Origin of the sequence: Bacillus nitratireducens (assembly GCF_036320425.1) — a bacterium.
Lineage (GTDB): Bacteria > Bacillota > Bacilli > Bacillales > Bacillaceae_G > Bacillus_A > Bacillus_A nitratireducens.
The window spans coordinates 965,944-989,409 of record NZ_JAUMJO010000002.1 but is presented as its reverse complement, the minus strand read 5'-3'; the positions used below and the strand labels follow the sequence as shown (position 1 = coordinate 989,409).

At 35.3% G+C, this 23,466-nt stretch carries 19 protein-coding genes, 3 pseudogenes and 1 riboswitch; of the genes and pseudogenes, 7 read left to right on the top strand and 15 right to left on the bottom strand.

Annotated elements, in window-relative coordinates; genetic code table 11:
• Positions 1–44: 44 nt before the first annotated feature.
• Both Q3V31_RS11305 and Q3V31_RS11300 read right to left on the bottom strand, forming a co-directional pair.
• The gene (locus Q3V31_RS11305; RefSeq protein ID WP_000501384.1) at positions 45–1,250 is read right to left on the bottom strand and encodes a M20 family metallopeptidase; all 1,206 of its coding nucleotides are present in this window, start codon (positions 1,248–1,250) and stop codon (positions 45–47) included.
• A gap of 88 nt (positions 1,251–1,338) precedes the next feature.
• Positions 1,339–1,440: riboswitch (SAM riboswitch) on the bottom strand.
• Between the two features lie 75 nt (positions 1,441–1,515).
• Positions 1,516–3,825: an AAA domain-containing protein gene (locus Q3V31_RS11300; RefSeq protein WP_002076530.1), complete on the bottom strand. Its 2,310-nt coding sequence runs from the start codon at positions 3,823–3,825 to the stop codon at positions 1,516–1,518.
• Between the two features lie 111 nt (positions 3,826–3,936).
• Between Q3V31_RS11300 and Q3V31_RS11295 the strand changes: the two genes are divergently transcribed.
• Both Q3V31_RS11295 and Q3V31_RS11290 read left to right on the top strand, forming a co-directional pair.
• Positions 3,937–4,329 (top strand): VOC family protein, encoded by a 393-nt coding sequence (locus Q3V31_RS11295; RefSeq protein WP_001145281.1) that lies wholly within the window; start codon positions 3,937–3,939, stop codon positions 4,327–4,329.
• 276 nt (positions 4,330–4,605) lie between these two features.
• Complete coding sequence (locus tag Q3V31_RS11290; RefSeq protein ID WP_000611118.1) at positions 4,606–4,929, top strand: hypothetical protein; 324 nt, start codon at positions 4,606–4,608, stop codon at positions 4,927–4,929.
• Positions 4,930–5,143: 214 nt separating this feature from the next.
• Here the strand turns inward: Q3V31_RS11290 and Q3V31_RS11285 are convergent, their stop codons facing one another.
• Positions 5,144–5,476, bottom strand: a complete 333-nt coding sequence (locus Q3V31_RS11285) for a DUF1904 family protein (RefSeq protein ID WP_001120971.1) — start codon at positions 5,474–5,476, stop codon at positions 5,144–5,146.
• An 83-nt stretch (positions 5,477–5,559) separates the two neighbouring features.
• On the opposite strand from Q3V31_RS11285, the pseudogene Q3V31_RS11280 reads away from it, so the two are divergent.
• Positions 5,560–5,936 (top strand): annotated as a pseudogene (locus Q3V31_RS11280) (transposase); the annotation flags it as partial.
• Here the strand turns inward: Q3V31_RS11280 and Q3V31_RS11275 are convergent.
• From Q3V31_RS11275 to Q3V31_RS11260, 4 genes and pseudogenes are all read right to left on the bottom strand, one after another.
• Positions 5,935–6,177, bottom strand: a pseudogene (locus tag Q3V31_RS11275) (IS4 family transposase); the annotation flags it as partial. The pseudogenes Q3V31_RS11280 and Q3V31_RS11275 sit on opposite strands and share 2 nt — an antisense overlap.
• Before the next feature lie 211 nt (positions 6,178–6,388).
• The gene (locus Q3V31_RS11270) at positions 6,389–6,901 is read right to left on the bottom strand and encodes a HEAT repeat domain-containing protein (RefSeq protein ID WP_255260693.1); all 513 of its coding nucleotides are present in this window, start codon (positions 6,899–6,901) and stop codon (positions 6,389–6,391) included.
• Between the two features lie 272 nt (positions 6,902–7,173).
• Complete coding sequence (locus Q3V31_RS11265) at positions 7,174–7,497, bottom strand: PepSY domain-containing protein (protein ID WP_242399078.1); 324 nt, start codon at positions 7,495–7,497, stop codon at positions 7,174–7,176.
• Positions 7,498–7,517: 20 nt separating this feature from the next.
• Complete coding sequence (locus Q3V31_RS11260; RefSeq protein ID WP_329765104.1) at positions 7,518–7,988, bottom strand: hypothetical protein; 471 nt, start codon at positions 7,986–7,988, stop codon at positions 7,518–7,520.
• 176 nt (positions 7,989–8,164) lie between these two features.
• Here Q3V31_RS11260 and Q3V31_RS11255 point away from each other — a divergent pair, with 176 nt between their 5' ends.
• A complete protein-coding gene (locus Q3V31_RS11255) occupies positions 8,165–8,839 on the top strand; it encodes a response regulator transcription factor (RefSeq protein ID WP_329765103.1) in 675 nt (224 codons plus the stop codon).
• A complete protein-coding gene (locus Q3V31_RS11250; RefSeq protein ID WP_329765102.1) occupies positions 8,836–10,209 on the top strand; it encodes a sensor histidine kinase in 1,374 nt (457 codons plus the stop codon). The genes Q3V31_RS11255 and Q3V31_RS11250 overlap by 4 nt, the downstream gene beginning before the upstream one ends.
• Before the next feature lie 860 nt (positions 10,210–11,069).
• Here the strand turns inward: Q3V31_RS11250 and cypD are convergent.
• A complete protein-coding gene (gene cypD, locus Q3V31_RS11245) occupies positions 11,070–14,267 on the bottom strand; it encodes a bifunctional P-450/NADPH--P450 reductase (RefSeq protein WP_329765101.1) in 3,198 nt (1,065 codons plus the stop codon).
• Between the two features lie 740 nt (positions 14,268–15,007).
• Between cypD and Q3V31_RS11240 the strand changes: the two genes are divergently transcribed.
• Complete coding sequence (locus Q3V31_RS11240) at positions 15,008–15,865, top strand: PhzF family phenazine biosynthesis protein (protein ID WP_000704314.1); 858 nt, start codon at positions 15,008–15,010, stop codon at positions 15,863–15,865.
• Between the two features lie 264 nt (positions 15,866–16,129).
• On the opposite strand, the gene Q3V31_RS11235 is transcribed toward Q3V31_RS11240, so the two are convergent.
• The gene (locus tag Q3V31_RS11235) at positions 16,130–17,608 is read right to left on the bottom strand and encodes a DHA2 family efflux MFS transporter permease subunit (protein WP_071735345.1); all 1,479 of its coding nucleotides are present in this window, start codon (positions 17,606–17,608) and stop codon (positions 16,130–16,132) included.
• 529 nt (positions 17,609–18,137) lie between these two features.
• Here Q3V31_RS11235 and Q3V31_RS11230 point away from each other — a divergent pair.
• The gene (locus tag Q3V31_RS11230) at positions 18,138–18,743 is read left to right on the top strand and encodes a hypothetical protein (protein ID WP_329765099.1); all 606 of its coding nucleotides are present in this window, start codon (positions 18,138–18,140) and stop codon (positions 18,741–18,743) included.
• Positions 18,744–19,287: 544 nt separating this feature from the next.
• On the opposite strand, the gene Q3V31_RS11225 is transcribed toward Q3V31_RS11230, so the two are convergent.
• The 6 genes and pseudogenes from Q3V31_RS11225 to Q3V31_RS11200 all read right to left on the bottom strand — a co-directional run bounded on the left by Q3V31_RS11225 (position 19,288) and on the right by Q3V31_RS11200 (position 23,318).
• The gene (locus Q3V31_RS11225; RefSeq protein ID WP_002094508.1) at positions 19,288–19,674 is read right to left on the bottom strand and encodes a DUF1259 domain-containing protein; all 387 of its coding nucleotides are present in this window, start codon (positions 19,672–19,674) and stop codon (positions 19,288–19,290) included.
• A 328-nt stretch (positions 19,675–20,002) separates the two neighbouring features.
• On the bottom strand, positions 20,003–20,164 hold the full coding sequence (locus Q3V31_RS11220; RefSeq protein WP_000441003.1) for a hypothetical protein: 162 nt from the start codon (positions 20,162–20,164) through the stop codon (positions 20,003–20,005).
• 623 nt (positions 20,165–20,787) lie between these two features.
• The gene (locus Q3V31_RS11215; protein ID WP_329765097.1) at positions 20,788–21,417 is read right to left on the bottom strand and encodes a LysE family translocator; all 630 of its coding nucleotides are present in this window, start codon (positions 21,415–21,417) and stop codon (positions 20,788–20,790) included.
• Positions 21,418–21,626: 209 nt separating this feature from the next.
• Complete coding sequence (locus tag Q3V31_RS11210) at positions 21,627–21,842, bottom strand: hypothetical protein (protein ID WP_001104090.1); 216 nt, start codon at positions 21,840–21,842, stop codon at positions 21,627–21,629.
• Positions 21,843–22,199: 357 nt separating this feature from the next.
• Positions 22,200–22,361: pseudogene (locus Q3V31_RS11205) on the bottom strand (zinc ribbon domain-containing protein); the annotation flags it as partial.
• A gap of 105 nt (positions 22,362–22,466) precedes the next feature.
• Entirely contained in the window at positions 22,467–23,318 is an 852-nt protein-coding gene (locus tag Q3V31_RS11200) for a DUF2935 domain-containing protein (protein ID WP_001078039.1), read from the bottom strand.
• Positions 23,319–23,466 lie beyond the last annotated feature (148 nt).

The window sequence follows — 23,466 nt, the reverse complement described above, 5'->3', positions numbered from 1 at the left end:
GTACATATGTTTTACGAAATGAAAAACCCACTCCCTTTAACCACCTATCCCTGATTCCGCTGTTCCTCTCTAAACTCCTCCTTCACCTTCTCTAACAACCCTTCTTCCGTAATTAATCGATACGCTGTATTTGCTAGTGCTTTTGCCGATGTAATTAACGCTTTATCTCCAAGTTCTGAACGTGCTGCTTCTCTAAATTCATTCGTATGTGCAATTAAGTTATCTGGTCCGATTTTAATGTACGGATGAATTGTCGGTACGACTTGACTTACGTTTCCTGCATCCGTTGAGCCGATTCCTACTCTTTCTTTACGGTTTACATCTTCACCTAATAGTTCTAGTTCTTCGGCTACGACGTCATTAAATGTTTTTGTCACGAGCAATTCATCAATTTCATTTTGGAATTGATGAATTTTTACTTTTGTGCCTGTTGCTAACGCTGCTCCCTCTGCGATGTTTCTTACTTTTTCTGTTACTTCCGCACATCTTTTTCGCGTTGCTGCGCGGATGAAGAACCTTGCTGATGCGTAGTCTGGAATAATATTAGGTGCTTTGCCGCCTTCTGTAATGATTCCGTGAATTTTCACATCTGACGGAAGTTGTTGGCGAAGTGCATTAATACTGTTATACAGCTGGATAATCGCATCTAATGCGTTAATTCCTTCTTCTGGTGAAGCTGCTGCATGAGCTGTTTTTCCGTAAAAATGAAAATCAAGTGGATCGACCGCTAGTGATGGGCTCGTTGGAGCTGTTTTTCCGCTCGGATGAATCATAAGCGCCGCATCAATATTTTTAAATAAACCAGCCTTTACATAACTTGCTTTGGCGCTACCATTTGGCCCACCCTCTTCTGCCGGTGTTCCGAACACGACAACTTCTCCGCCGATTTCCTCAAGCGTTTCTGATAACGCGATTGCTGCTGCAACGCTAATTGTTCCAATTAAATTGTGACCACATGCATGACCAAGTCCTGGTAAAGCATCATACTCCGCTAAAAATGCGATGACCGGCCCTTGTTTTCCTGAACTTTTTCGCGCGATAAAACCTGTTTCATGTCCAGCTATATTGTGCTGTAATTGGAATCCTGCACTTCCTAGCAGCAAACTTAACGTTCTTGATGCGTAAAATTCTTGGTTACCAATCTCCGGATTCGCATGAATATTATGACTTGTTTCTATGTACTTTTCCTTACTTCTTTCTATACTCTCTTCAATTGTTTTTCTTTGTGACGTTACTCCAGTCGCTCCCATTTTTCTTCCTCCTTTTATTTTCACGTAAAAAAGCCTCTTTCTAAAAGATAGAAAGAGGCTTCTGTATATACAGTCAAAATGAGCTTCTTTCTTATCTTTCAAGTTACCTTGCTGGAATTGGCACAGTATTCATAAAGAATCCGCTGCCGAGGTGTCATAGGGCCAGTCCCTCAACCTCTCGTGATAAGAATTTTCATAAAATTATATTAAATTATTTTCATTCTAAATTCATTCCGAATAAAAGTCAAGGAATTCCTATCCGAATTTACCGAATATCTAAAAATCCTTTTAATACACCAATTGTTTCCGGTGCTTGCAGTCTTGCACATATGTACGGAAATTCCGTACTACCTTCAAACATCATTTGAGATGTGAGAGGTGCCCCTGCCCAAAAGATTTCATCATCGATTACTATAAATGGGAACGCTTTGTTTTGCCTTTGTAACTTTACATTCTTTAATGGAACTGGTCCGTCACTATATACCGTTACTTGTGCATTTGTACGCATTAACGCTTGCCATACTCGTTTATCAACTTGCCTTGTACTTGGAAGGGAAATGATAATTTTTCGTTTTGCCGCTAATATATCTTTTAATAGCCCTTTCGGCTCTTCAAGATTCATTTCCATAAACCAGCGTAAACGTTTCGAGATTTTTCGCTCCCACAATTGTCTTGATGTCGTGCGATCATACACATCTCCGTGACGTTCTATATGAGCTGTTAATTGTGATAACGCTTGTTTCCTCGAAAGATTCTTACGCATGTAGTGGCAATCTGATAATTGAATGAACTTCCCTCTCGCTCTCGTAACCGCTACATTGACGAGACGATGGTTTTTATGATCAAAGAATAACACACCAGGACGTTCTTGCGGATAACTATCAACCGTATCAAAGATCATCATATCTCTTTCAGACCCTTGAAACTTATGAACTGTTGCTGCTAAAACTGGTATGTGTTGATATTTCGTTTTCTGCAGCATTTCTCTAATACACGTTGATAAAAAGCGAGACTGTGCTCTGTAAGGTGTAACAACACCAATCGATTGAACACCATCTAACAGTCCGATTAACATCATTTGCATCGCTACTAAACCAGACATAATATTAAAACGAGAACCGGAAGCCGCGTCTTTTAACGAAAATGCTCCCATTAAGCTCGTATCAAATAAAACACTCGCCTCATTTGCGAACGGCTGCAATTGCGCAAGTTCTTTACGCTCTGAAACAGATGGATGATCGTATACTCTGTTTTTATAAATAAATGAATTCGTAAACTTCGATATATCCGCATGCATACGTCTTTGTTCCTGCAGCATAAAAAGGTTGGGATGTGCTTCTGATTTATTTACAGACTCAACAATCCCTGCGTGATAAAACATATCTTCGCCGAGCCATTTTCGAACGAGTTCATGGTTTGCCATCGCAATTGGAGGTAACTGTAAAAAATCACCACAAACGACAATACGTTTCCCAAGCGAAGCAGCTAATGCGATTTGCGGAACATAAGCCATACTTACTTCATCTACTACAACTAAATCAAATGTACGCTCATAAATAAGTGAATCAATGGCACATTTCGATAAAGTTGCGCCGATTACTTTCGCATTTTCAATGTATTCTTTTTCTACTTCTTTAATTTTCGCTTTTTGCTTTCGAAGATCACTTTCAATCTCTTGTATACGCTTCTTATCAGCAGAAGTCGCTTTATATGATAAAATCTTTTCACGAAGATCTTGGCGTGTTTCCTCTAAATAGAGTCTTTCCTCACCCCATGATCCATTCGTCGTTTCAACTAACTTCGACGTAAGTAACGTTTCATGATTTCGTATATGCTCATGTTGACTATAACCGTAACGAACGATTTCACCAGGTGTCCATTTCTTTTTCTTTTCAATTTGCTTCGTTACTTCGCTCATTAATACATCTACTGCTGCATTACTATGAGCTAACACAAGTACCGATTTTCCTTTTTGATAATGCGCCGAAATAATACGTGATAAATTGTAAGACTTCCCTGTTCCTGGTGGTCCCCACACGTACGTTGTCGGATTGTAAAATGAACGATACGCCAATTCATTTTTCGGATTTTTCATCTTCTCAATATGCTTTGGACTACTCGTCCCATCAACAAGACGCTTTATACGATTACGTTTCAGCTTATCTTTATGTGCCTCTTTCAATCGCTCTTGCAGTTGCTCTAACAATTGCCACGGTTCACTGTATAAAACGGCTTCTCGTATTTCGCCTTGTATATAATCATTTAACTTCAATTCGATTTCTAATCCATGTACGGATAATACTTCTCCCGTCGCTTCCTCACCATCGAACTCAATTCGAATTGGTGAACCTTCAGGTAAACTTACTTCCGATATAAGCTGAAATACGTATACTGTACTTTCATAATCTGTATATAAAAAACGACCGTTCATGATAGAGATTTTACTACCACCTATCGTTTTCCAATGTTTAATTTCATACGCTAATGCATAATGCCACTCTTTCATCGTTGCCGATAATGAAGGAGTTTGAGTAGGTGTATTCATCGTATAATCTCCTTCCTTCTCCCCAAACATACTTTCTCACTATACCATATAACACGCTAAAATTTGTAAGGTTTTTATCTTGCTTATTTTCTTAATTTTCAATAACATATTGCATATAATTTTCAGAAAGAAGGAATCTACATGCCAGTTAGAAGAATAGAACACGTTGGACTTATGGTTGCAAACTTAGAAACATCTATTTCATTTTATGAAGAAGTAGTTGGCTTACAGCTCATTAAACGTATGGGGCACCCGAATCCAGACTTAAAACTCGCTTTTTTAGGTGTAGAAGAATCGAAGGAAACGATACTCGAACTCATTGAAGGTTATAACTCTTCTCTTCCGGCAGAAGGAAAAGTACATCACATTTGCTTTAAAGTGGATTCATTAGAGGATGAAATCGAAAGACTAAAGAAACAAAAAGTAACCTTTCTACTAGGAGAAGAAATTGAAACATTACCAGATGGAACACGTTACATATTCTTCGCTGGCCCTGACGGAGAGTGGATTGAGTTTTTTGAAACGGAGAGATAAAGTGAAACTTTAATCAGTGGGGTTTTGTTCATCCCCCACTGATTATTAGTTGAACCAATCGGGCTTTTACGGGCAGTTGATCCCCACCTAACTTCTGTGCTTCCTCTGGATTTTGAGGTGGGGTCTTACTGCCCGTTAATGCGGGATAAAGTAAGACCTTAGGATAGAAAAGGAGCCGGAATTCCGGCCCTTGTTTTTAACTAGTAACAATGAAACATATCTTCAACCCGAAGAATCACCCAGATTAAAAAACAATCATTTTATTAGGAGTAAAGAATGATAAATACAATCTATATTATTGTTTTTTGGATACTTATTCTATTTCCAATCCTGTATGTAATTAAGATAAAGCGCTGGAATATAAAAGTGGCTGCCGTGTTTGTTGGAAGAATCCTATTAAGTATTATCTTTTTCATAAATGGAATAGTTTTAGGAATGCAACGAAATTGGGCAGAGCCTCCCTATGAAACAGAATGGGATTTCTTTATACAGTCTTTACAACATGGAAAAACTGATGCGCTTATAGAAGTATTACTTCTAATTATTATCATTACTTTGGATTTAGCAGTTATATTTTATTATAGAAATAAAAAGAAATAGGATATTCTCTCCTATTTCTTTTCTTAATGGGGTAGCGCCACATATCCATTAAGCTAATATTTTGATGTCCCCAAAAACAAAAATTTTATCTCTTCAAAGTTAGTTGTCTATGAGAATTGAGTTCATTTTTTTGTTTTTGGATATTTGCTTTACTTAGCTTGATAGCAATGTAGTTCTACCCCTTATAAATGTTATAAAAATCTTTCAAATAGCTCTAACTTGCACAATGCTTCCCGTTAATATAATACGCTGATTCTGTGAAAACCGTAAATACAACCTCTACTTCTGGAAGTCCAAAATCCATTACATATGTAGTAATGGCCTTGGCAACTCGATCACGAATTTCCTGTCCACGCTCGAACCATTTCACTTCAATAAGAGGAAACGCTTCTATTTCTTCTCCATTGAATACAAACGTAGAACTTGGTAGTTCCAAGGTGAAATTATCCGTACCACACTCACAGATATCTGCGAGCTCTTCTACTAATGGCTTGCTTATGCTTTTTAATTGTTCAGTAGTAATTCCACGAAACACAACATGCGGCATGTGAATCCCTCCGTTAGATAGCTTTATATTTGCTCATATCATAACACAATTTATTTTGCTGCACTAACATCTATTGGTACATTCATAAGGCTGGCGTGAAAATCCAACTTGAATATGACCTTTTAAGTGGACAGTTCCTTCTCATACAGGACCAGGTAAACAACATGATCGAACCTACGGTTCTTCGTGCGTTCCGACAGTGAAAGCAAATGACCTGTGTATCCGAGATTTAGGTTATTTTCATCTCAAAAATCTTCAACATATACATGATAAGAAAGCCTATTATATCTCTCGTATTAAATCCAATACACATATTTATCAGAAAAATCTCAATCCAGGCTACTTTCAAGATGGAAGAATAAAGAAAGGTACACAATACATTCAGTTAGATATGGAGAAGTTGATGAATTCCATGCAGCCAGGACAAACTTATGAAATAACAGATGCTTATGTAGGGATGATTTTCTCCCGTTTTTTTCTAAAAGATAAAACAAACACAGTAAAACTTTTGATAATTCATGGATGTCTTTTTGTAACCCTTCATAAAACAATAGATAATAATTCTTTATCATATAGATGGATTTGCATTCACTTGGCTCTTTCTTTTTCTTATCCAAGAGTAACTGACGCATTTTGAACATCGTCGATGAACAGAGTAAAATACTTATGAGTTGCCCATATAAATGACACTCTAGGTGTTCTATAACGTGAGGAGACATATGTCGTTGTAATTCTTTAGCAATCAGTTGAAGTTCACTTTGAATCGAAATATTCATAAAGAAACGCCATCCTTTCCTATGATTTTACAGAAAGGATAGCGTCTTTTTTACTTTGTGAATAGTGCAAAACCTTAGCTTTATAGCGATGCAATGGCCTCTCCATATAGCCGTTTAATATTTATTTCTATTACCTTTATTTAAGCCTTTCTAGTTTTGAGATGGCTTGTTTTAATTCTTCACAGACATCTTCATTGTGTTCCTTTAGTAATCTATTATGTAATACAGGCAAAACTGACTTATCACCAATCTTACTTAATGCGTAAGCTACATATTCTCGAATTTCATCGTTTGGATCTTCAATACAAGTCAATAAAGAGCTAACTAATCTTACATCCGGAAAGAATTTAGCTAATTCTGTTCCCCAGTACCTTCTACCTTCATGTTTATCTTGTATAGTTCTAATTAGGTGTGGAACTATCTCATCATTATTAAACTCACATAATACACCTGTTGCATGGTCATATACACCATAACAATCATCTAAACTAAAGGTCATCATAATAGGCTCTATACAACTTGGATGTGGATTCTCTTCAAAATATGTAATTGCACTTGCGTATTCATCTATCATTTCTTCAGTTAAATCCTCGTCATCAGGCATAGGAGAGTATTTTTTAAGTATTTGAATGGCTTGTTCTCGATTCATAATTTTCACCTCTAATTTATTGTATACCATATTCATGTGAAGTTAACATATCATTATCAATAGTCAATAGAATTTTAGTTATGGGGAGATTATGATTCTTTAGGTTGATGGCGATGGGGTAGCGCCATCAACCTAAGATTTTTAATTACTCCCAGAACGAAAACTTTATGCATCATTGACTACTGATAATGAGAATTATGTAAATAAGCTGTCCATATGGACAGCTTATTCGATTTTTTCAAATACGTAATATTTTATTTCTCGATATTTTTTTAATCTTCCTTATCGATTTCTATTGTGCCTGTTCTAGCACTAACCTTTAAAATATTTAACAGATTATCAGGTGTCTTGATTTCCAATTCATATTCAAATTTAGATTGTGCTAAGTTGTCATCTTCTAATTCGAATTCTTTTTTCACATTCATAATTTCGCCATTTGTATGAGCTAAAGAAATTTCACGAACTTGTTTCTCTGTGTAGTTTTCATTCTTTTTGGCATAATTGTAACCCATACCATAATATCCACCAACAATAGCAATACCACTTACTAAAATAGCAATTACACTTATAATTATTTTCTTTTTATGTTTTAACATTTTCATCCACTCCTTAATGATTAATCATCTATTCCAAATCTTACTTCAAGTGCATTTTCTGCTTGCTCTAATTGATCTTCAAGTATATCGTGTTCTCTTTCTTGTATTTGATATTGTTCAACAGTTATCGTTCCAGCGTGAAAATCTGCTTCTAGCTGATCATCAGATAGATCTATCTTGTCATCTAATTGGTCAATTTCTTTTTTTGCTGCTAAGTACGTATTTAAGTTATCTTCTTTTGCTCCAACTGGTTTCGTGTTATTTGCCTTTTCTACAATAGATGTGACTTCATTTTTAAAATCTTGTGTTTGCTTAGTATCATTCATAGCAGGCCCTGTTTTGTCTGGTTCTTGTTGTAGTTGAGCACCTTCTTTTTGTGATTTATCGTTTTCTACTTTCAGTTGTTGTACTTCTGTATCGTTATCAGCTTGAGTCGAACAAGCTGTTAAGAATAAACAAGACATTGCTCCAATCATCATCCATTTTCCCATTATGTTCTCCTCCCTTTACATGTGCACCTTATCCATGTCTTTATATTACTGAACAAACATTAAAGGAAGATTAATGTGCAAAAAAATAAAATGATATAATTAAATAGTTTCTAATCTTTCTTTAATGTTTTGGAATTATAGTGATACATATAAATAAGAAGAAAAGGAGAATGTTAATGCGAGTTCTTATTGTCGAAGATGAAGAAGACTTACAAAATATATTAGTAAAACGATTAAATGCAGAATATTATAGTGTCGATGGATGTGGGAATGGCGAAGATGCCTTAGATTATATAAGCATGGCTACCTATGATTTGATTGTGCTTGACATTATGATTCCCGGAATAGATGGTTTACAAGTATTACAAAGATTACGCGCGGACAATAATACAACTCCTGTCTTGCTTCTTACAGCTAAAGATACAATTAATGATCGCGTAAAAGGACTCGACTTAGGTGCGGACGATTATTTAGTAAAGCCGTTTGCTTTTGACGAACTGTTAGCAAGAATTCGAGTGTTGATGCGAAGAAAAACAGGAAATACATCTAATGTGTTTGAAATCGCTGACCTAGTGGTGGATTGCAATATGCATAAAGTAACAAGAGGAAACCGAGTTATCAATCTTTCCAGTAAAGAATTTGCTATTTTAGAATATATGATTCGTAATAAAGAAGTTGTGTTGTCACGAGATAAAATTGAGCAACATGTGTGGAATTACGACTATGAAGGTGGCTCGAATATTATTGATGTTTACGTCCGCTATCTTCGCAAAAAAATTGATAGCCAGTTTGAAACGAAGTTAATTCATACAGTACGAGGAACTGGTTACGTATTGCGAGTAGAATCATGAAAAGACTATCAATAAAAATGAGAGTGACCCTATGGTATACGGGGCTAGTTGTAATTATTATGGCACTCGTGTTAGCTTTTATTTTAACTTCTTCAGATAAAGTTTTGCTCTTTAATATGAAAAATCAATTGAAGAGCACAGTAAAAGAAAGCATTGAAGATATCGAATATAAGCATGGACAGTTAAAGATTGACGATGAATTTGAAGCCTTAGAAGATGGAGTAAATATCATCATTTATAGTAAACAAGGTGAGCTGCTGGCAGGACATAATCCAACAACCTTTAATAAAAAGGTATCGCTTAAATCCGATGAAATACAAACCATTAAAGACGGTAATAAGGAATGGATAGTATATGATTTTCTCCATAATATAGGCGGCGATGAGCAAATCTGGGTTCGTGGCATAATGACCATGAATCAATTATCATCGACCATGAATACGCTTATTGTGGTAACACTCATCTCATTTCCATTGCTTATTCTCATTGCGGCAGTGGGAGGATATTTTATTACGCAAAGAGCGTTTCGACCTGTGCAACAAATGAGTGATTCAGCCAGTGAAATTGGTGATGGTAAAGATCTATCGAAGAGAATTAATTTACAAGGTTCACCAAAAGACGAAATGTATCATTTAGCACAAACCTTTGACAAAATGTTTGAACGATTGGAGACATCATTCGAAAGTGAAAAACAATTTACATCTGACGCATCTCATGAATTAAGAACACCAACATCTGTTATTATTTCGCAATGCGAATACGCTTTATCGCAGAGGAATACTCCGAAAGAAATGGAAGAATCGTTAGAAGTAATTTTAAAGCAATCACGTAAAATGTCCGCGTTAATCTCACAACTCTTATTATTAGCAAGAGTTGACCAAGGAGAGCATAGTACTTTTCAATTTGAATGTATCAATATGAGTGAATTAACGGAAATCGTTGTAGAAGAGCTTTCATTAATGGTTCAAGAAGCTTCGATTGATATAACAACTAATATAGAGGAAAACCTGTTCATTAAAGCAGATCAAACATTGATGATGCGTTTATTAATGAATTTACTAACGAATGCAATTGCTTATAGCAAAGCGAACGGCATTGTGAATATGCAACTGTTCCGTGATGAAACCAACATAATAGGTAAAGTCTCCGATAACGGCATAGGCATCAGCGAGCAACATATTGCGAAAATATGGGACCGCTTCTATCGAGTTGACGCAGCACGAACATCTTCAAACATTGGAAATACAGGTTTAGGATTGTCGATGGTAAAATGGATTGTCGAACTACACGGAGGAGAAATTACTGTTGAAAGTGAATTAGGAGAAGGCAGTACTTTTACATTTAAACTACCAATTGAAAACCGAGCATAATGTATGCTCGGTTTTCGATTTAGAATAAAGATTGATTAAAAAGCTCTCTTCAGTCCTTATTTAAAAGTAAATACAAAACTCCATTTTGAAAAAAGGCGATTAAAATGGAGTTACTCTTTTTAGCTATATATGAGATTTTACAAAACCATCTACTTAAATCCATTTTCCAAGTATACCATTCAACAATCTGAAATATTCTAATCAATACAATCACTCATTTAACTAAAAAAATTGGTTAATTGCATAACGTTCTTCTGACTTCTTTTTGTAAGAGCGCTACCCATCCTAGACATAAAATGAGCTTTTTTGTTACAAGTAAACACAAAATCTCGTTCTGGAGGTACTTTAAAATCTTAGCTTGATGGGTATGTGGCGATACCCCTATACACTAAAAGAGGCAGTAGAATCAAAACATATAATGAATGTGCAACGCTACTAATAGTGCCGACACACTCAAAATACACGTTAAGGTACGCGAGTAATTTAGTAACGTCCACCGTGATTCAAATCTGACTCTGAGTTCATCCCATACGTTATAGAAGGTATACTTAATTTGATAAATTCCCCCAGCGATTTGACACTGTCCTAAAAACTGTTCAGCCAGTGTGCAAAGGTTTATTTTAAATTTCAAATTGCGTCAAGAAATTGGTTAACACCTTGCCCATTAAGCTAAGATTATATAGCTTTGATTTCATATGATATTTTTTCTTTTTCTACAGTATCAGTCCAGCTTATTAAAAATAAGAAAATCCCGTATTCAATAAAAATACGGGATTTTTATAAATAAGTTTATTTTTAAAATTAACACTGATTCGAAAGAAGTTCATTAGTTACATATTACTTATCTAATTAAGAAAAATTCAAATACCAGCCCAAACATCTTTTCCATATCGCCCTTCATCTTGCACACGATCCAACCAATTCCTTGCTTCTTGTTCACTGACTTCATGAATTTCTTGATATGCTTGACAAAGGGTGTCTTCTACATCAGGAGCCATTTTACTTCCATCACCACATATGTAAAGATGAGCTCCATTATCTAATAACGAAATTAAATTGATTCTATCTTGTTTTATTAAATGCTGTACATATGTTTTAGGATATCCTTCTAGGCGAGAAAAAGCTGTGTGTAAAGAGATTAATCCATCTCTTTCATCATTTTCTAGTTCTGTACGATAAAGATAATCCTGTTCAGGATGACGACAACCAAAATATAGATGTGCTTCTCCTAAGTTAATACCTTTTTGCTTTTGAACACGACGCGCTTGTAAGAATCCACGGAATGGTGCAATTCCAGTACCTGGTCCAACCATGATAATTGGTGTTTCTGGATTTTCAGGTAATTGAAAGTTTGATTGTGGCGTTCGAATGAAACAGATAATCTCATCTTTATTATGACGCTGAGCTAAATAATTAGAAGCGACTCCTTCATATGTCCCTCCCCCACTCCATGCAGGTGCATTAACAACACCAACCGTAATGCTCAGACGATCCTGTGCAACGAGTGGAGAGCTTGAAATAGAATAGTAACGCGGTTTGAGCGCAGGAAGAAGTTCTAAAAAGCGTTCAAATCGGATTTCACAAGCCTCATACTTTTCAAGAAGATCCAACATTGATATACGTTTCTTTAATATTTGCTCATGATAAACTCCCTCTTCCAATAATGATTCCAATTCCTTTTTATGAGGAGGGCATGCTGTAAATGTCACCATTTCTCGTATTTGTGCTCGAGTGGCTGCTTCTTGAACTTCTACACTATAACTAAGAAGGTCAAATAAACTAACAGGACTGTCTAAAGGTATGTGATTTACACTGCGTCCACTTGCGCTCAGTATGACTTGATCTTTCCCGTTTAATCCGAAGCGTTTTAAAATTCGGTTGACATTTTTCTCACTATTAATTGGCAGCACCCCAAGGTGGTCACCTTCTTGATACGTAGCGCCTTCTGGCAAGGATATCTCAATATGTCGCGTGCTTCTTTCACTGCTAGATGATTGAAGTTCACGATTTTCTAGTATAGATGCATAAACTGCTTCATATGTTCGCGCAAGAGGAGATCCTCCAAGACGACTAACAAATTGTAAACTTAATGTACTACGTTCTTTCTCAATGTTTTTGTTAAGTTCCAATCCAAATGCCTTCATCGCATCAGACCACATGCTTTGTTTCCATTGCTCGAGTTGTTCCTCGAAATCACCACTTGCATCCGCTTCTCCACGTGTAGAAAATCTTGTTGCTCCTTTTTGAGCCATTTGCTCATCAATGTATCTTGGAATTCGCTGATAAGTACTAGCCCAATTATGATCTCCGCAACCAAACACTGCATATTGAACACCTTTTAGCTCATCCGCTTTTAATTCCTCCAACCATTGCACAAACTGCCCTGCATTACTTGGTGGTTTTCCATTATAAGAAGAAGTTACAATAAGAACCCCTCCTTCTTTTGGCAGACTTCCAATTCGATCGTTAAGAGCTACCACTTCCGTTTGAACACCTTCTAAACTAGCCGTATCTGCTAATTCTCTTGCAATACCTTCTGCTACCCCTGTATCCGAGCCATACAAAACAAGAAGCGAAAGATTGTCGGCTCCAATAATAGAAGGAGTCTTCTGAACTTGCTGTTCGATTTCATCGTTTTTCAGTTTCTCCTCTATAGGCGCAAGAACAGTAGTATGGCTAATAGTTTGATTTCGGGGTAGAATCCTAATTTTAAAATCACCAGGCTTTAGCGTTAATGTTTGTTTTACGTCCAGCTGATAGTCTTGATAATCGATGAATTCAAAATGTTGAAGAAGCATTCCCATTACGAGTGTGGCTTCATGAAGTGCAAACTGCATACCGATACATGCTCGTTGACCATTTCCAAATGGCTTATAAGCATGATGAGGAACCTTATCCAGCTCTTCAAATCGTTCAGGTTGGAATTCTTCCACATTGTCTCCCCACGCGTCTTTATCCCTATGTAGCTGTGGAATAAGAACAGAAATACGATCTTCTCCTTTCTTAATTGGATATTTCCCACCAATCACTGTATCCTCTTTTGCATAGAGACTGAATGCTGGAGCAGTAGGCCATAGACGTAGCGATTCATTTAAAATCATCCGGATATACTTTAGTTTCATAACTTGTTGGTATGTTGGAGTGGGATCTGTTAAAACCCGATCTACTTCTTCATAGGCTTTTTTCAATTTATCTGGATTCTTTAATAAAAAATAGATTGCAAAAGATAATAATCCACTTGTTGTTTCATGCCCAGCTATTAAAAAAGTGATAATTTGGAAACGAATATTTTCATCATCTAATTTTTCACCAGTTTCCGGATCCTGCACATTTAACATACGGGAAAGTAAATCATTTTCTTCCTGATTTCCACTACTTTTACGTTCAGCAATAATATTATCTACTAAAGAAAACATAGATTGAATATCATGCTGAAATTGACGTTTCGTTCTCCACATGAGTTTGTCTTCTATATCCAGTCTCTGTAATTGGTGCATCGCCTCATCTAAAGCACGACTCATGCTAGTAATAAAAGGATGAGAGGTCTCACGATAAAAGCTATTAAATCGGTAATTAAAACCACATAGACCAATTGTATCCAATGTAAGGCGGGTCATATCCTCCGGAACATCCACATTTTCATTTGGATTAAGTCGTGCCCATTTTTGAACGAGTTGTACGGCAATATCAACCATCATGCCATGGTAATCTTTCATTGCCCGTTGACTGAATGTAGGCATCAAAATATTATGAGCTTTTTTCCAGTTAGGCTCGTCAGTCTCACTTGTAAATAATCCGTCCCCAGCAAAGGCACGAACTTTTGCTAAAGCACCATCTATACTTTTATCGAACCGTGTTTCGTCACAGACTTCTGCTACCAGTTCATGTCCAGAAACGACAATGATGGCATCACTTAAAGTTTGAATTCGAAAAATGGGACCATACTCTTCCGCTATCTTGATAAAGGATAGGGTCGGTTTATCTTTATCGATTAATGGGAGATTCCCCAGCAATCCATATGTTTTCGGTTGAGGAATAGCAGATACTTTTTTATCCATTAAAAACACCCTTTCAAAAAAGCATGAAATAAAATATCCCATTCAATAAAAAGAAGATAGCAATGAATCGCCTGGGATAAAGATATGTAATTGATTACCTTATTTTATCTTTTCCCTAACTATTCACGATTATGATTTTGCTTATAAGGTTGGTAATCTAAGTTGTTTGTTGATATTAGATTTATAACTTGCAGAGAAAATACTAAATTAAAATGAAGCGAATTATTATAATTGGAGCATTATAATGTTAGTGTTAAAAGATAATCTAAAATTATTAATGTTTATGAGAAATTGCAAAACGGATGTCATCTCTTGTATTTGTTTATGAAACGCTCATTTTGATTCATCTTTTTTATAAATCAAATTCAACCTAAAAACTCCCCACATATTTTGATCAAACTTTATTTTACAGCTACAGTTGCACTACATATCCGTCAAGCTAAGAAAAGCGAATACCCAAAACAAAGAAGTTGACGAGCTTAAGATTGTAGTATTTGGAAAGCCCATAGTTTCTAATGTCCATTCAAACAAATACGATAAGCAAGTAATTGTTTGACTAGTAAAAAGGATCTGATATGAATATCAGATCCTTTTAGACTATAGACAAACTATTTTTGGAGAGTTCAGATGCTAAAAAATAGTTTGTCTCTTGCTTTATAGCAAATTTATCCAACAACATTTATACGTAGTGCTTTCTATGCTACAATTTACTATAAGTGAGTGAGGAAGGCAGGTGTCTTATGAAAATATCCGTTTATGTTGCAAGTGCATTTAGCAAGGATCATAAAGGCGGAAATAAAGCAGGAGTGGTATTTATTGAGAATACATTGACCACTACTCAAAAAATGGCAATAGCCAAACAACTGGGCTATGCGGAAACCGCATTTATATCAGAATCTGAAATTGCTGATTATAAATTTGAGTATTTTACACCAAAAGAAGAAGTTGATTTATGTGGTCATGCCACAATTGGCTCTTTCGCTATACTGATGCATTTAAATAAACTTTTCAGGAATCGCTATACGATTGAAACGAACAGCGGTGTTCTTACTATTACTATAAAAGATGACATGATATTCATGGAACAAAACAAACCGATATTCTATGATGTTGTATCTCCAAACGAGTTCATCGACTGTTTTGACATTAAAGCTATAGACAATACATATCCAATTCAGATTGTCTCCACGGGCTTAAAAGATATTTTAATTCCTATAAAAAGCGAAACACGATTACATGCACTGCAACTTAATTTTGAAAAAATTAAAGAAATCAGCAAGTATTATAATGTTGTCGGGATGCATCTATATACTTTTAATGACAATCGAATTATATGCAGAAATTTCGCTCCACTATACGACATCAATGAAGAAGCAGCGACTGGAACTTCAAACGGTGCATTAGCTTGCTACCTTTATGAACAGCACTACTTGCAAAAAGAAGTCTATGTATTTGAACAAGGTTATTCTTTACACTCGCCTTCCGAAATATTAGTTAAATTAGCAACCAATAGCAAGAATGAAATAGAAAAAGTTTATGTTGGCGGCAAAGGCTATTACTGTGAAACTAAGTGTTTAAATGTAGAAAATATTGAGTGAAAATAAAAAAAACGAATAACAAGGTTGAGAAGGATAGAGAAATAGATAAAAAAACAAACACATTATTTAATTGAACAATGTGTTTGTCTTCAATTTGAAAGGGTCTGATATGAATATCAGATCCTTTTTACTATATATAATTATTTCACTGGTTCTTTTCCAAATTTAAATACCAGCGCCTTAGCAGCAGAAATTTGCATTTCTTCATAGTCTAACTAAACAGTAAAAACTTATAGGAATCATGATCTAAAGTTTTATTTTACTCTACCGATTTAACCTCTCGACAGCTTCCGCGCTTGTATCTACACGTTTAACGAAAAAAACTAATAGTAGGGCAACAATATTCATGCCAAGCGCTACATAGAACGAATATTGAATTCCGGATAATAAAGCCTTCTGAGTTAATATTGCCTTCGTAGTTTCTGTGAAGGTTGTTGGATCTACATCAGCCATTAGACTTTCAGCTTTTGTTTTTGTTACAGAATTCATAATCGTAACAAGGATAGCAGTACCAATCGAACCGGACACTTGTTGGGCTGTATTATTAACAGCTGTACCGTGCGGATTTAAGCGAGTTGGCAATTGATTAAGGCCGTTTGTCATAAGTGGCATCATCACCATCGCCATCCCAAACATCCGCAGTGTGTAAATAAGAATAATATGTGTGTGACTAGAGTCGATTTGCAGATTTGCCAGCATATAAGTTGAAACAGCTGTAATGGAAAGTCCTACTATACCAAGAATCCGAGGGCCATATTTATCAAATAGTTTACCTGTAATTGGTGACATAACCCCCATTATTACCGCACCTGGCAGCATCATCAGCCCAGAGCTCAGCGGCGAAATACCGCGGACGTTTTGTACATAAGCTGGTGTTAAAATCATACCCGAAAACATGGCCACTGCGTTGACAATTGCAATTACAGATGCAAGTGCAAACATTGGGTACTTGTAAACACGTAAATCCAATAACGGTTCATTCATTTTTAATTGGCGGATAATGAAAGTAATTAGGGAAATAGCGCCTATGATTAAGGTCGTTAAGACAACTTTATTCGTCCAACCGTCGGAGCTTGCAGAACTGAATCCATATAACAAACCGCCAAAACCGACAGAAGATAATAATAATGAAAGATAATCTAGTTTTGCATTTTTGTTTTGTCTCATGACATTCTCCGATTTCCAAATCCCTAACAGTAAGCTAATGATTGCTAACGGTAAAATCATTTCAAAAAGCAAACGCCAGTCATAATACTCTACAATATAACCTGATAGTGTCGGTCCAATTGCTGGAGCTGTAATCATAACTAATCCAAAAATCCCCATTGCTGTTCCCCTTTTTTCTCTTGGAAAGCTTACTAGCATAATATTCATTAACAAAGGCCCCATGACTGAAGAGCCTGCTGCTTGAACCATCCGGCCAGTAAGTAATAAACTAAAGTTCGGTGCTAAAGCCGCTAAGGCCGTACCAAGAATAAAAATCACCATAGATGTAATAAATAAGCTCCTATTGGAGAAGCGGGTTATTAAAAATGCTGATGCCGGAATTAATATACCACTTACAAGCATATACCCTGTAGAAAGCCACTGGATCGTTGAATAATCTTTAATGTCTAAATCCTTCATTATTGATGGCAAGGCTACATTTAAAAGCGAGTTGTTGAGAAATGAAACAAATGCCCCAATAAAAAGGATTACAAGCATTAAATATGGTGGTTTTCTTTTATGTAATGTTTCACTCATATATTTATTTGCCCCTTCATTATAAATTCCATTAATTCGTTTAAGTCGTTTGCATATCTGCACAAGAATACATTGTCCTTGCAGTATTTTGCCAAACTCTTCGAAGGGATATTCTCTTTTTAGCAATTCTAATTACTCAACATAACATTTTTAAATCTTTTTTATTGATTAAACCTTTATAAACATTTAAATAAGATTTTGAATGAATATTTAAATACATTTGTTAACCGAAATTACATTAGGCTAAAATAAACAAAAGGAGCAACTGAAAATACCCTTCTAAAATAAAGTGAAACTTTAATTAGTGGGACTATTACAGGCAGCCCAACCCCCATCAAACTTCTTTGCTTCCGCTGAATTTTGAGTTGGCGGCGTCTTACTGCCCACAAATAGCGGAATAAATCAACAAGACCACACACCCATTCTTTTAAATACGGGCTTGTAAATCTAGTTATGTAACCATCCATAAAAAGGAATATTACATAGGCTAAGTCTAACATTACATTTTTAAAGTGAGGGGAATAAGCTTATGCACCAATATTGGTATTTGAATGCAGAGGGAAACGGTGAGCAATATAATAACCAAATTTCAATGTCATCATTATATTCACAGCCCCAAATAACTAAAGCTGAGGAAATGAATGGTCTGAAGATTCCTAAGAATTGGAGTTGTCGAGTCTATCCATTTGGTTGGGATTCATCAGCCAATTATACGGGTTTCAATCACGAGCCCCCTCCCTTCTCTTGGGGTCAGCCAATCCATTATGCAGGGATGATGCCCCAAGGACATCCTGCTAATTGGACTCCATTACCAGGCCATGCAGGTTTTAATTTTCAAAAACCTCCCTTCCCTTGGGCCCAACCATTCAATCATACAGGGATGTTCGCACAAGGTCATATTGCCGCTTTACTATCACCGCCAGCCAAGCCTTTTCATTTTAATACCAATAATAACTGGGGTATTTTGGGGAATTCTCCAGGATGGGGAGGACAGATAAGTCCCATGGGATGGGGAAATAACGGAGGTAACGGTCAACCAGGAATGCTTGGAAACTTATTGACGGTAGGAAAAGGCACCATGAATGGAATCGGAATGCTTAGTAGTCTAATCGGTATGGGAAAATTCTTCTTTTAGTTAATTAGAACGGGAGGATAGGTCCATAGCTCAAACATGTCCCCTCAATGTATTTATTGTATGGTTCTAGTACTCCCTCCAAGTTCGTTTCCTCTCCTTTCAAATTATAAAAACATCTATTACCTTGTATGTGATAACTTGATAGAGGTGTGGTTGCATCAACAAAACGCAAATTTCGTACGCTAAGCAAAACGCTACAAAAAACCGGTTCCTTTACGAAAGAACTGGTTTTTTGTAGCGTTTATTTATTTGAAAAGTAGTCAAATCTTTTTTGAAATATTTAATGAATCTGGGCAAAACATAATAAAAAGTACAATACCAGCTAAAATAAATGAAGAAGGACACACCTCTAATACCTCATCCAGTTCTTGTTGTTGTAAAATAAGTAGCATATAATCAATTAAAATAATGTAACAACCCACATTAGAAAAAACAACAAGAAAAGACATTCCAAATATGGAACGTCTTCTTTCACTTTATAAAACCATTCAACAATCCGAAATATTCTAATTAACAAAATCACACATTTAACGAAAGAAACTTGTTAATTGCATAACGCTTTTCTAACTTTCCTTGCGAAAGTTAGTGGATCCTCAACGTCTTCAATATTAACGTAAATCAAATTCGGATCATCACATAACCACTCATTGTGTATAGATGAAACGATTATTCCTTGTTTAATAATTGTAGCAACAAATCCATTGACCTCTCTTTGCAATAGCGCTACCCGGCCTAGACATAATGCTCGTCCAGTTTTATTATCTCGTGATTCGAATGAGAAGGAAGTTGTTACTCTAAAATGTTTTCCTAAGATTGTTGCTTGTATTTCATCCCGATTTATTGTTGCCACGCATTTTCCACCGGCGAATCCTTCTTGGCCACCGATAATTCTTGCAAACTGTTGACAAATTAATTCATCATGAAACGCCATACTTTGAATCATCCCCCCTTTTACTGTTAGGTTATGAATGACTACATAGGTCTGAAACGGCAATAAATCTATTTTACAAAAAAGATTATCGCAATCTATTAACTCAATGATTCTTGATTATTTGAATTAACTCGGCTATTATATGGTAAAGCATTTTTAGAGAGCATAAAAAAAACACCCTAAGGTGCCATCCTCCGATTTGAGAATCATATCTATGTATGGAGAAATTTAGAAAAGAGAAGCTTCTAACTATAATTTATAGAGCTCTTATACCATGAATTACTTACATACATATTTCCTTATTTACCCGAAGAAGAATCCCGTTATATTACTTTCTGATCAGTCTCGTTAAAGCCATCCCAATAAATCCAGCACCCATCCCTATTAGCCATCCAGCATGAGTATCACCTAATATAGATCCCACTCCTCCGCCAAGAAACATGCAGCCAACGAATACTAATCCTCCAATTCCCCAATTCGGCCGTTCCATAATTCAATCACATCCCTTCAATAAAACATATGCGATTAACTAGCCTAACTTTCTTGCATGGGATAGTTAATTATTTTGCTTAAGTTTAGCACTTCAGGGAATTCAAAAGACGCGGAGATTGAGCCATTTGAATGGATTGCAGAAGGTGAATTTAATTTTTTTATATTATAATAACTTAACGAAATCTGTTAGCTCAATTATTCTTGATCATATGAATTGTTACCAGAGTTTAAATGGTGCAGAATTTTTTTGTTATAAGGTGTTTTTCCTTTTCAGCTTGATGGGTATGGGGTGCTACTCCATCGCTATTAAGTTAAGAAACACATTCTTTCCCAAATGTTCAGTTAAAAAATGTCTTAGACTGCATTTAGTTGGTATAACTAGATTCCTCTATTCTAGTTTTCTAAATGTAATGCTGGAAAAGATTTAACCTTGTCATTGGAGGGCACATATATTCATGACAATTAATTAAAATAGATCCTGCACTATGAAATAAATTTTTAGATAAACCAAAATAACAAGCAAAAAGCCCCTTCCAACTTGAAGGGGCTTTTAGTATATAGAAATTAGCTTAAATCAAAGATAACATTTCTTGAAAGGGGGCATTTTTATATGATTCAGGTTTATTGAGGAGCCTTCATTTGAAGCAACTTTAACCCCATACCAATAAAAATCATTCCAGTTACTTTATTTAGAATCATTCCTACCTTTTGATTTCCTCTTAATTTTTTCGTGACATATGAAGAGAAATAAGCAACAAATAAACACCACAATAGTCCAGTTACTGTAAAAGTAATTCCTAAAATGATAAAAGGCATAGGACCTGAAGCTTTTGTATCTATAAATTGCGGAAGAAACGCAATAAAGAATAAAGAGACTTTTGGATTCGTGAGACTTGTTAAGAGTCCTTGTAAATATATCTTTCTAATGTTCAATTTATTGGATGAAGCTTGGAAAGCTACATTTGTTTTATCAAGTATCATTTTAATCCCTAAATATACAAGATAGATAACACCTATAACTTTAATGGTGTTAAATAACACAATGGATTTTGTAAGTATAATAGATAAACCAAAAGCAACCAATAACGTATGAACTAAAGAACCAGTAATAATACCAAAAACAGAATACACACCTGCTTTTCTACCTTGTGAAATACTTCTCCCCACAATATACATGGTGTCTGCGCCAGGAATTAGATTTAATAAAATCCCTGTTAGTAAAAACACTTCGTAATTAATAATACCGTACATTTTAGCACCTCTATCTATTTTTTTGGTGCCCTTATTGATATTAAATGAAATAAAAGAAAAAGAAAAGTGTTTTCTATTTATTCAATAAAATCAATGATTTTTTGATTTACAACCAATAAAACTGATGGAGTGTATCATTCGTATTGCGGACCCAAAACTCACTATTGAATAAGTAAAACCCCAGAAATCCAAAGATCTCTGGGGCTTCATTATATATTTAGCTCTTTTTGCTTTTTATTTTGTTTATGTCTATAAAGCAATTTTCGACTTATGAGAGAAATCAGTAATAAAATCAGTATTAGTATGAAAAGTTGCATAAATGATAAATCAAAATATTTAGCACCCGTAACTATTAAAAGTGTAGAAATCGTACCTTTTACAATGAAAAAAATAATAATCCATAATCCGCCTTTTTTCCAGTTCATTTTTATATTACCCTTTCCTACGTTTAAATTCTTAAATGGGACACCTTAATAGAAATCTATTATATTAATAAAAAAGTAAACTTTTTCACAAAAATCATGTCCAATTACATGTGACGATTTCATAATAAATGAAAATGATATTCACTGTCAATTTTATTGACTATTTTAATTCTGATCATCTCCATAATAGGACGACTTGAATATCCATTTTTTCATCTCAATCTCTTTCCACTTTGTTTCTTCTGGGGAATGTGTAAGGAGATAATAAAGTTCTGTGAACTACCCACCACATAGTATCTCTTATGAGCTTACTTGAAGTGGTGACTTCTCGGTTAATCGTTACTTTTGATAGCTGCATTAATCACGACTTATTTTTAGTCCACACGAACACTCATATGTTCTTTCAGATAGCGGCATTTCTTTTTTGTTTCTACAACCGCCACACACTTTTGTAGAAGGAAATCACTTATCTATTTTCACAAGCTGTTTGCCTTGGTCTTGTAGCTTATACGCTAAGTATGCTTCATTACATTGCTTGGAAATATTAAAAATTACAAAGAAAAGAAGCTAACAATAAATTGTTAACTTCTCAGCTAAAGGCAAAATAGTATCTTTTCTTATTTTTTAATATCTAGGTTGTGATTTAATATTGGTAAGATGAGCATCAAACATATCAATTATTTCAAGAAATCTATCAGCTTCACGAAATACATGGTCTGCTAATAATGGATGAATGATACTCTTTATTTTACATTGCTCAATTAAATCACGTGCCGTTTTCTTAAAATCCCGAAGAGATGTTACTGATACACGATTTTGATCTAAAAATTGATCTAAAAGAGGAACTGTTTGAGATTGTGGTTTCATAGATTCTAAGTCAATTGCTTGATACATTAATTCATCAAAATCATTGCTAAAATTCCGTGCTGTATCTACAAGCTTTCTTTCCGATGGATCAAGAAGATGACCAATAAATTTAGCATGGTCTGCCATAATCCTTAAAAAGAAAACATTTTCTTTAATAATAGCATCAGGAAGGGCATCTAATTTACCTTCATTTAATTCAATTAAACGTTTTCTAAAATAATCGGCTTCCCTACTTGTATGGTCAACTAACAGTGGAAAATTATTTTGCCCTGGCAATTTACATGTGAGAATTAATCCTAGAATTTTTCGTTTAAATCCCCAAATATTAGTTGCAGCTTGTTGTACTTCTGAATTAAATTTTTTTATTTGCCCAGGATCTGTTTCATTTGTATAGGAATACGCTATTTGTTCGATATGTTCAAACAATCGATAAAATTGATTAGCTTCTTCGATTAGTTGGGTATCCTCACATCTAAACCCCAATCGAAGAAAAAAAGAATGCTCCTTCATGATTCTAGACCAAAAACGAATCTCATTTAATGACCGTTCAACAAACATTACAGACGTAACACCCGTATCAGGATGTAATGAGGTTTCATCCCTATTCATTCTTAATCCCCCCAGTAAATACTAAGCTAGTTCTATTCTTATGAGTCAATATATATATAAATGCCATTAATAAAAATCCATGATGATATTGAGCAGGTCCTTTTGGAAATAAAGAAAAGACACCATCGGGTGCCTTTCTCTGACTTGA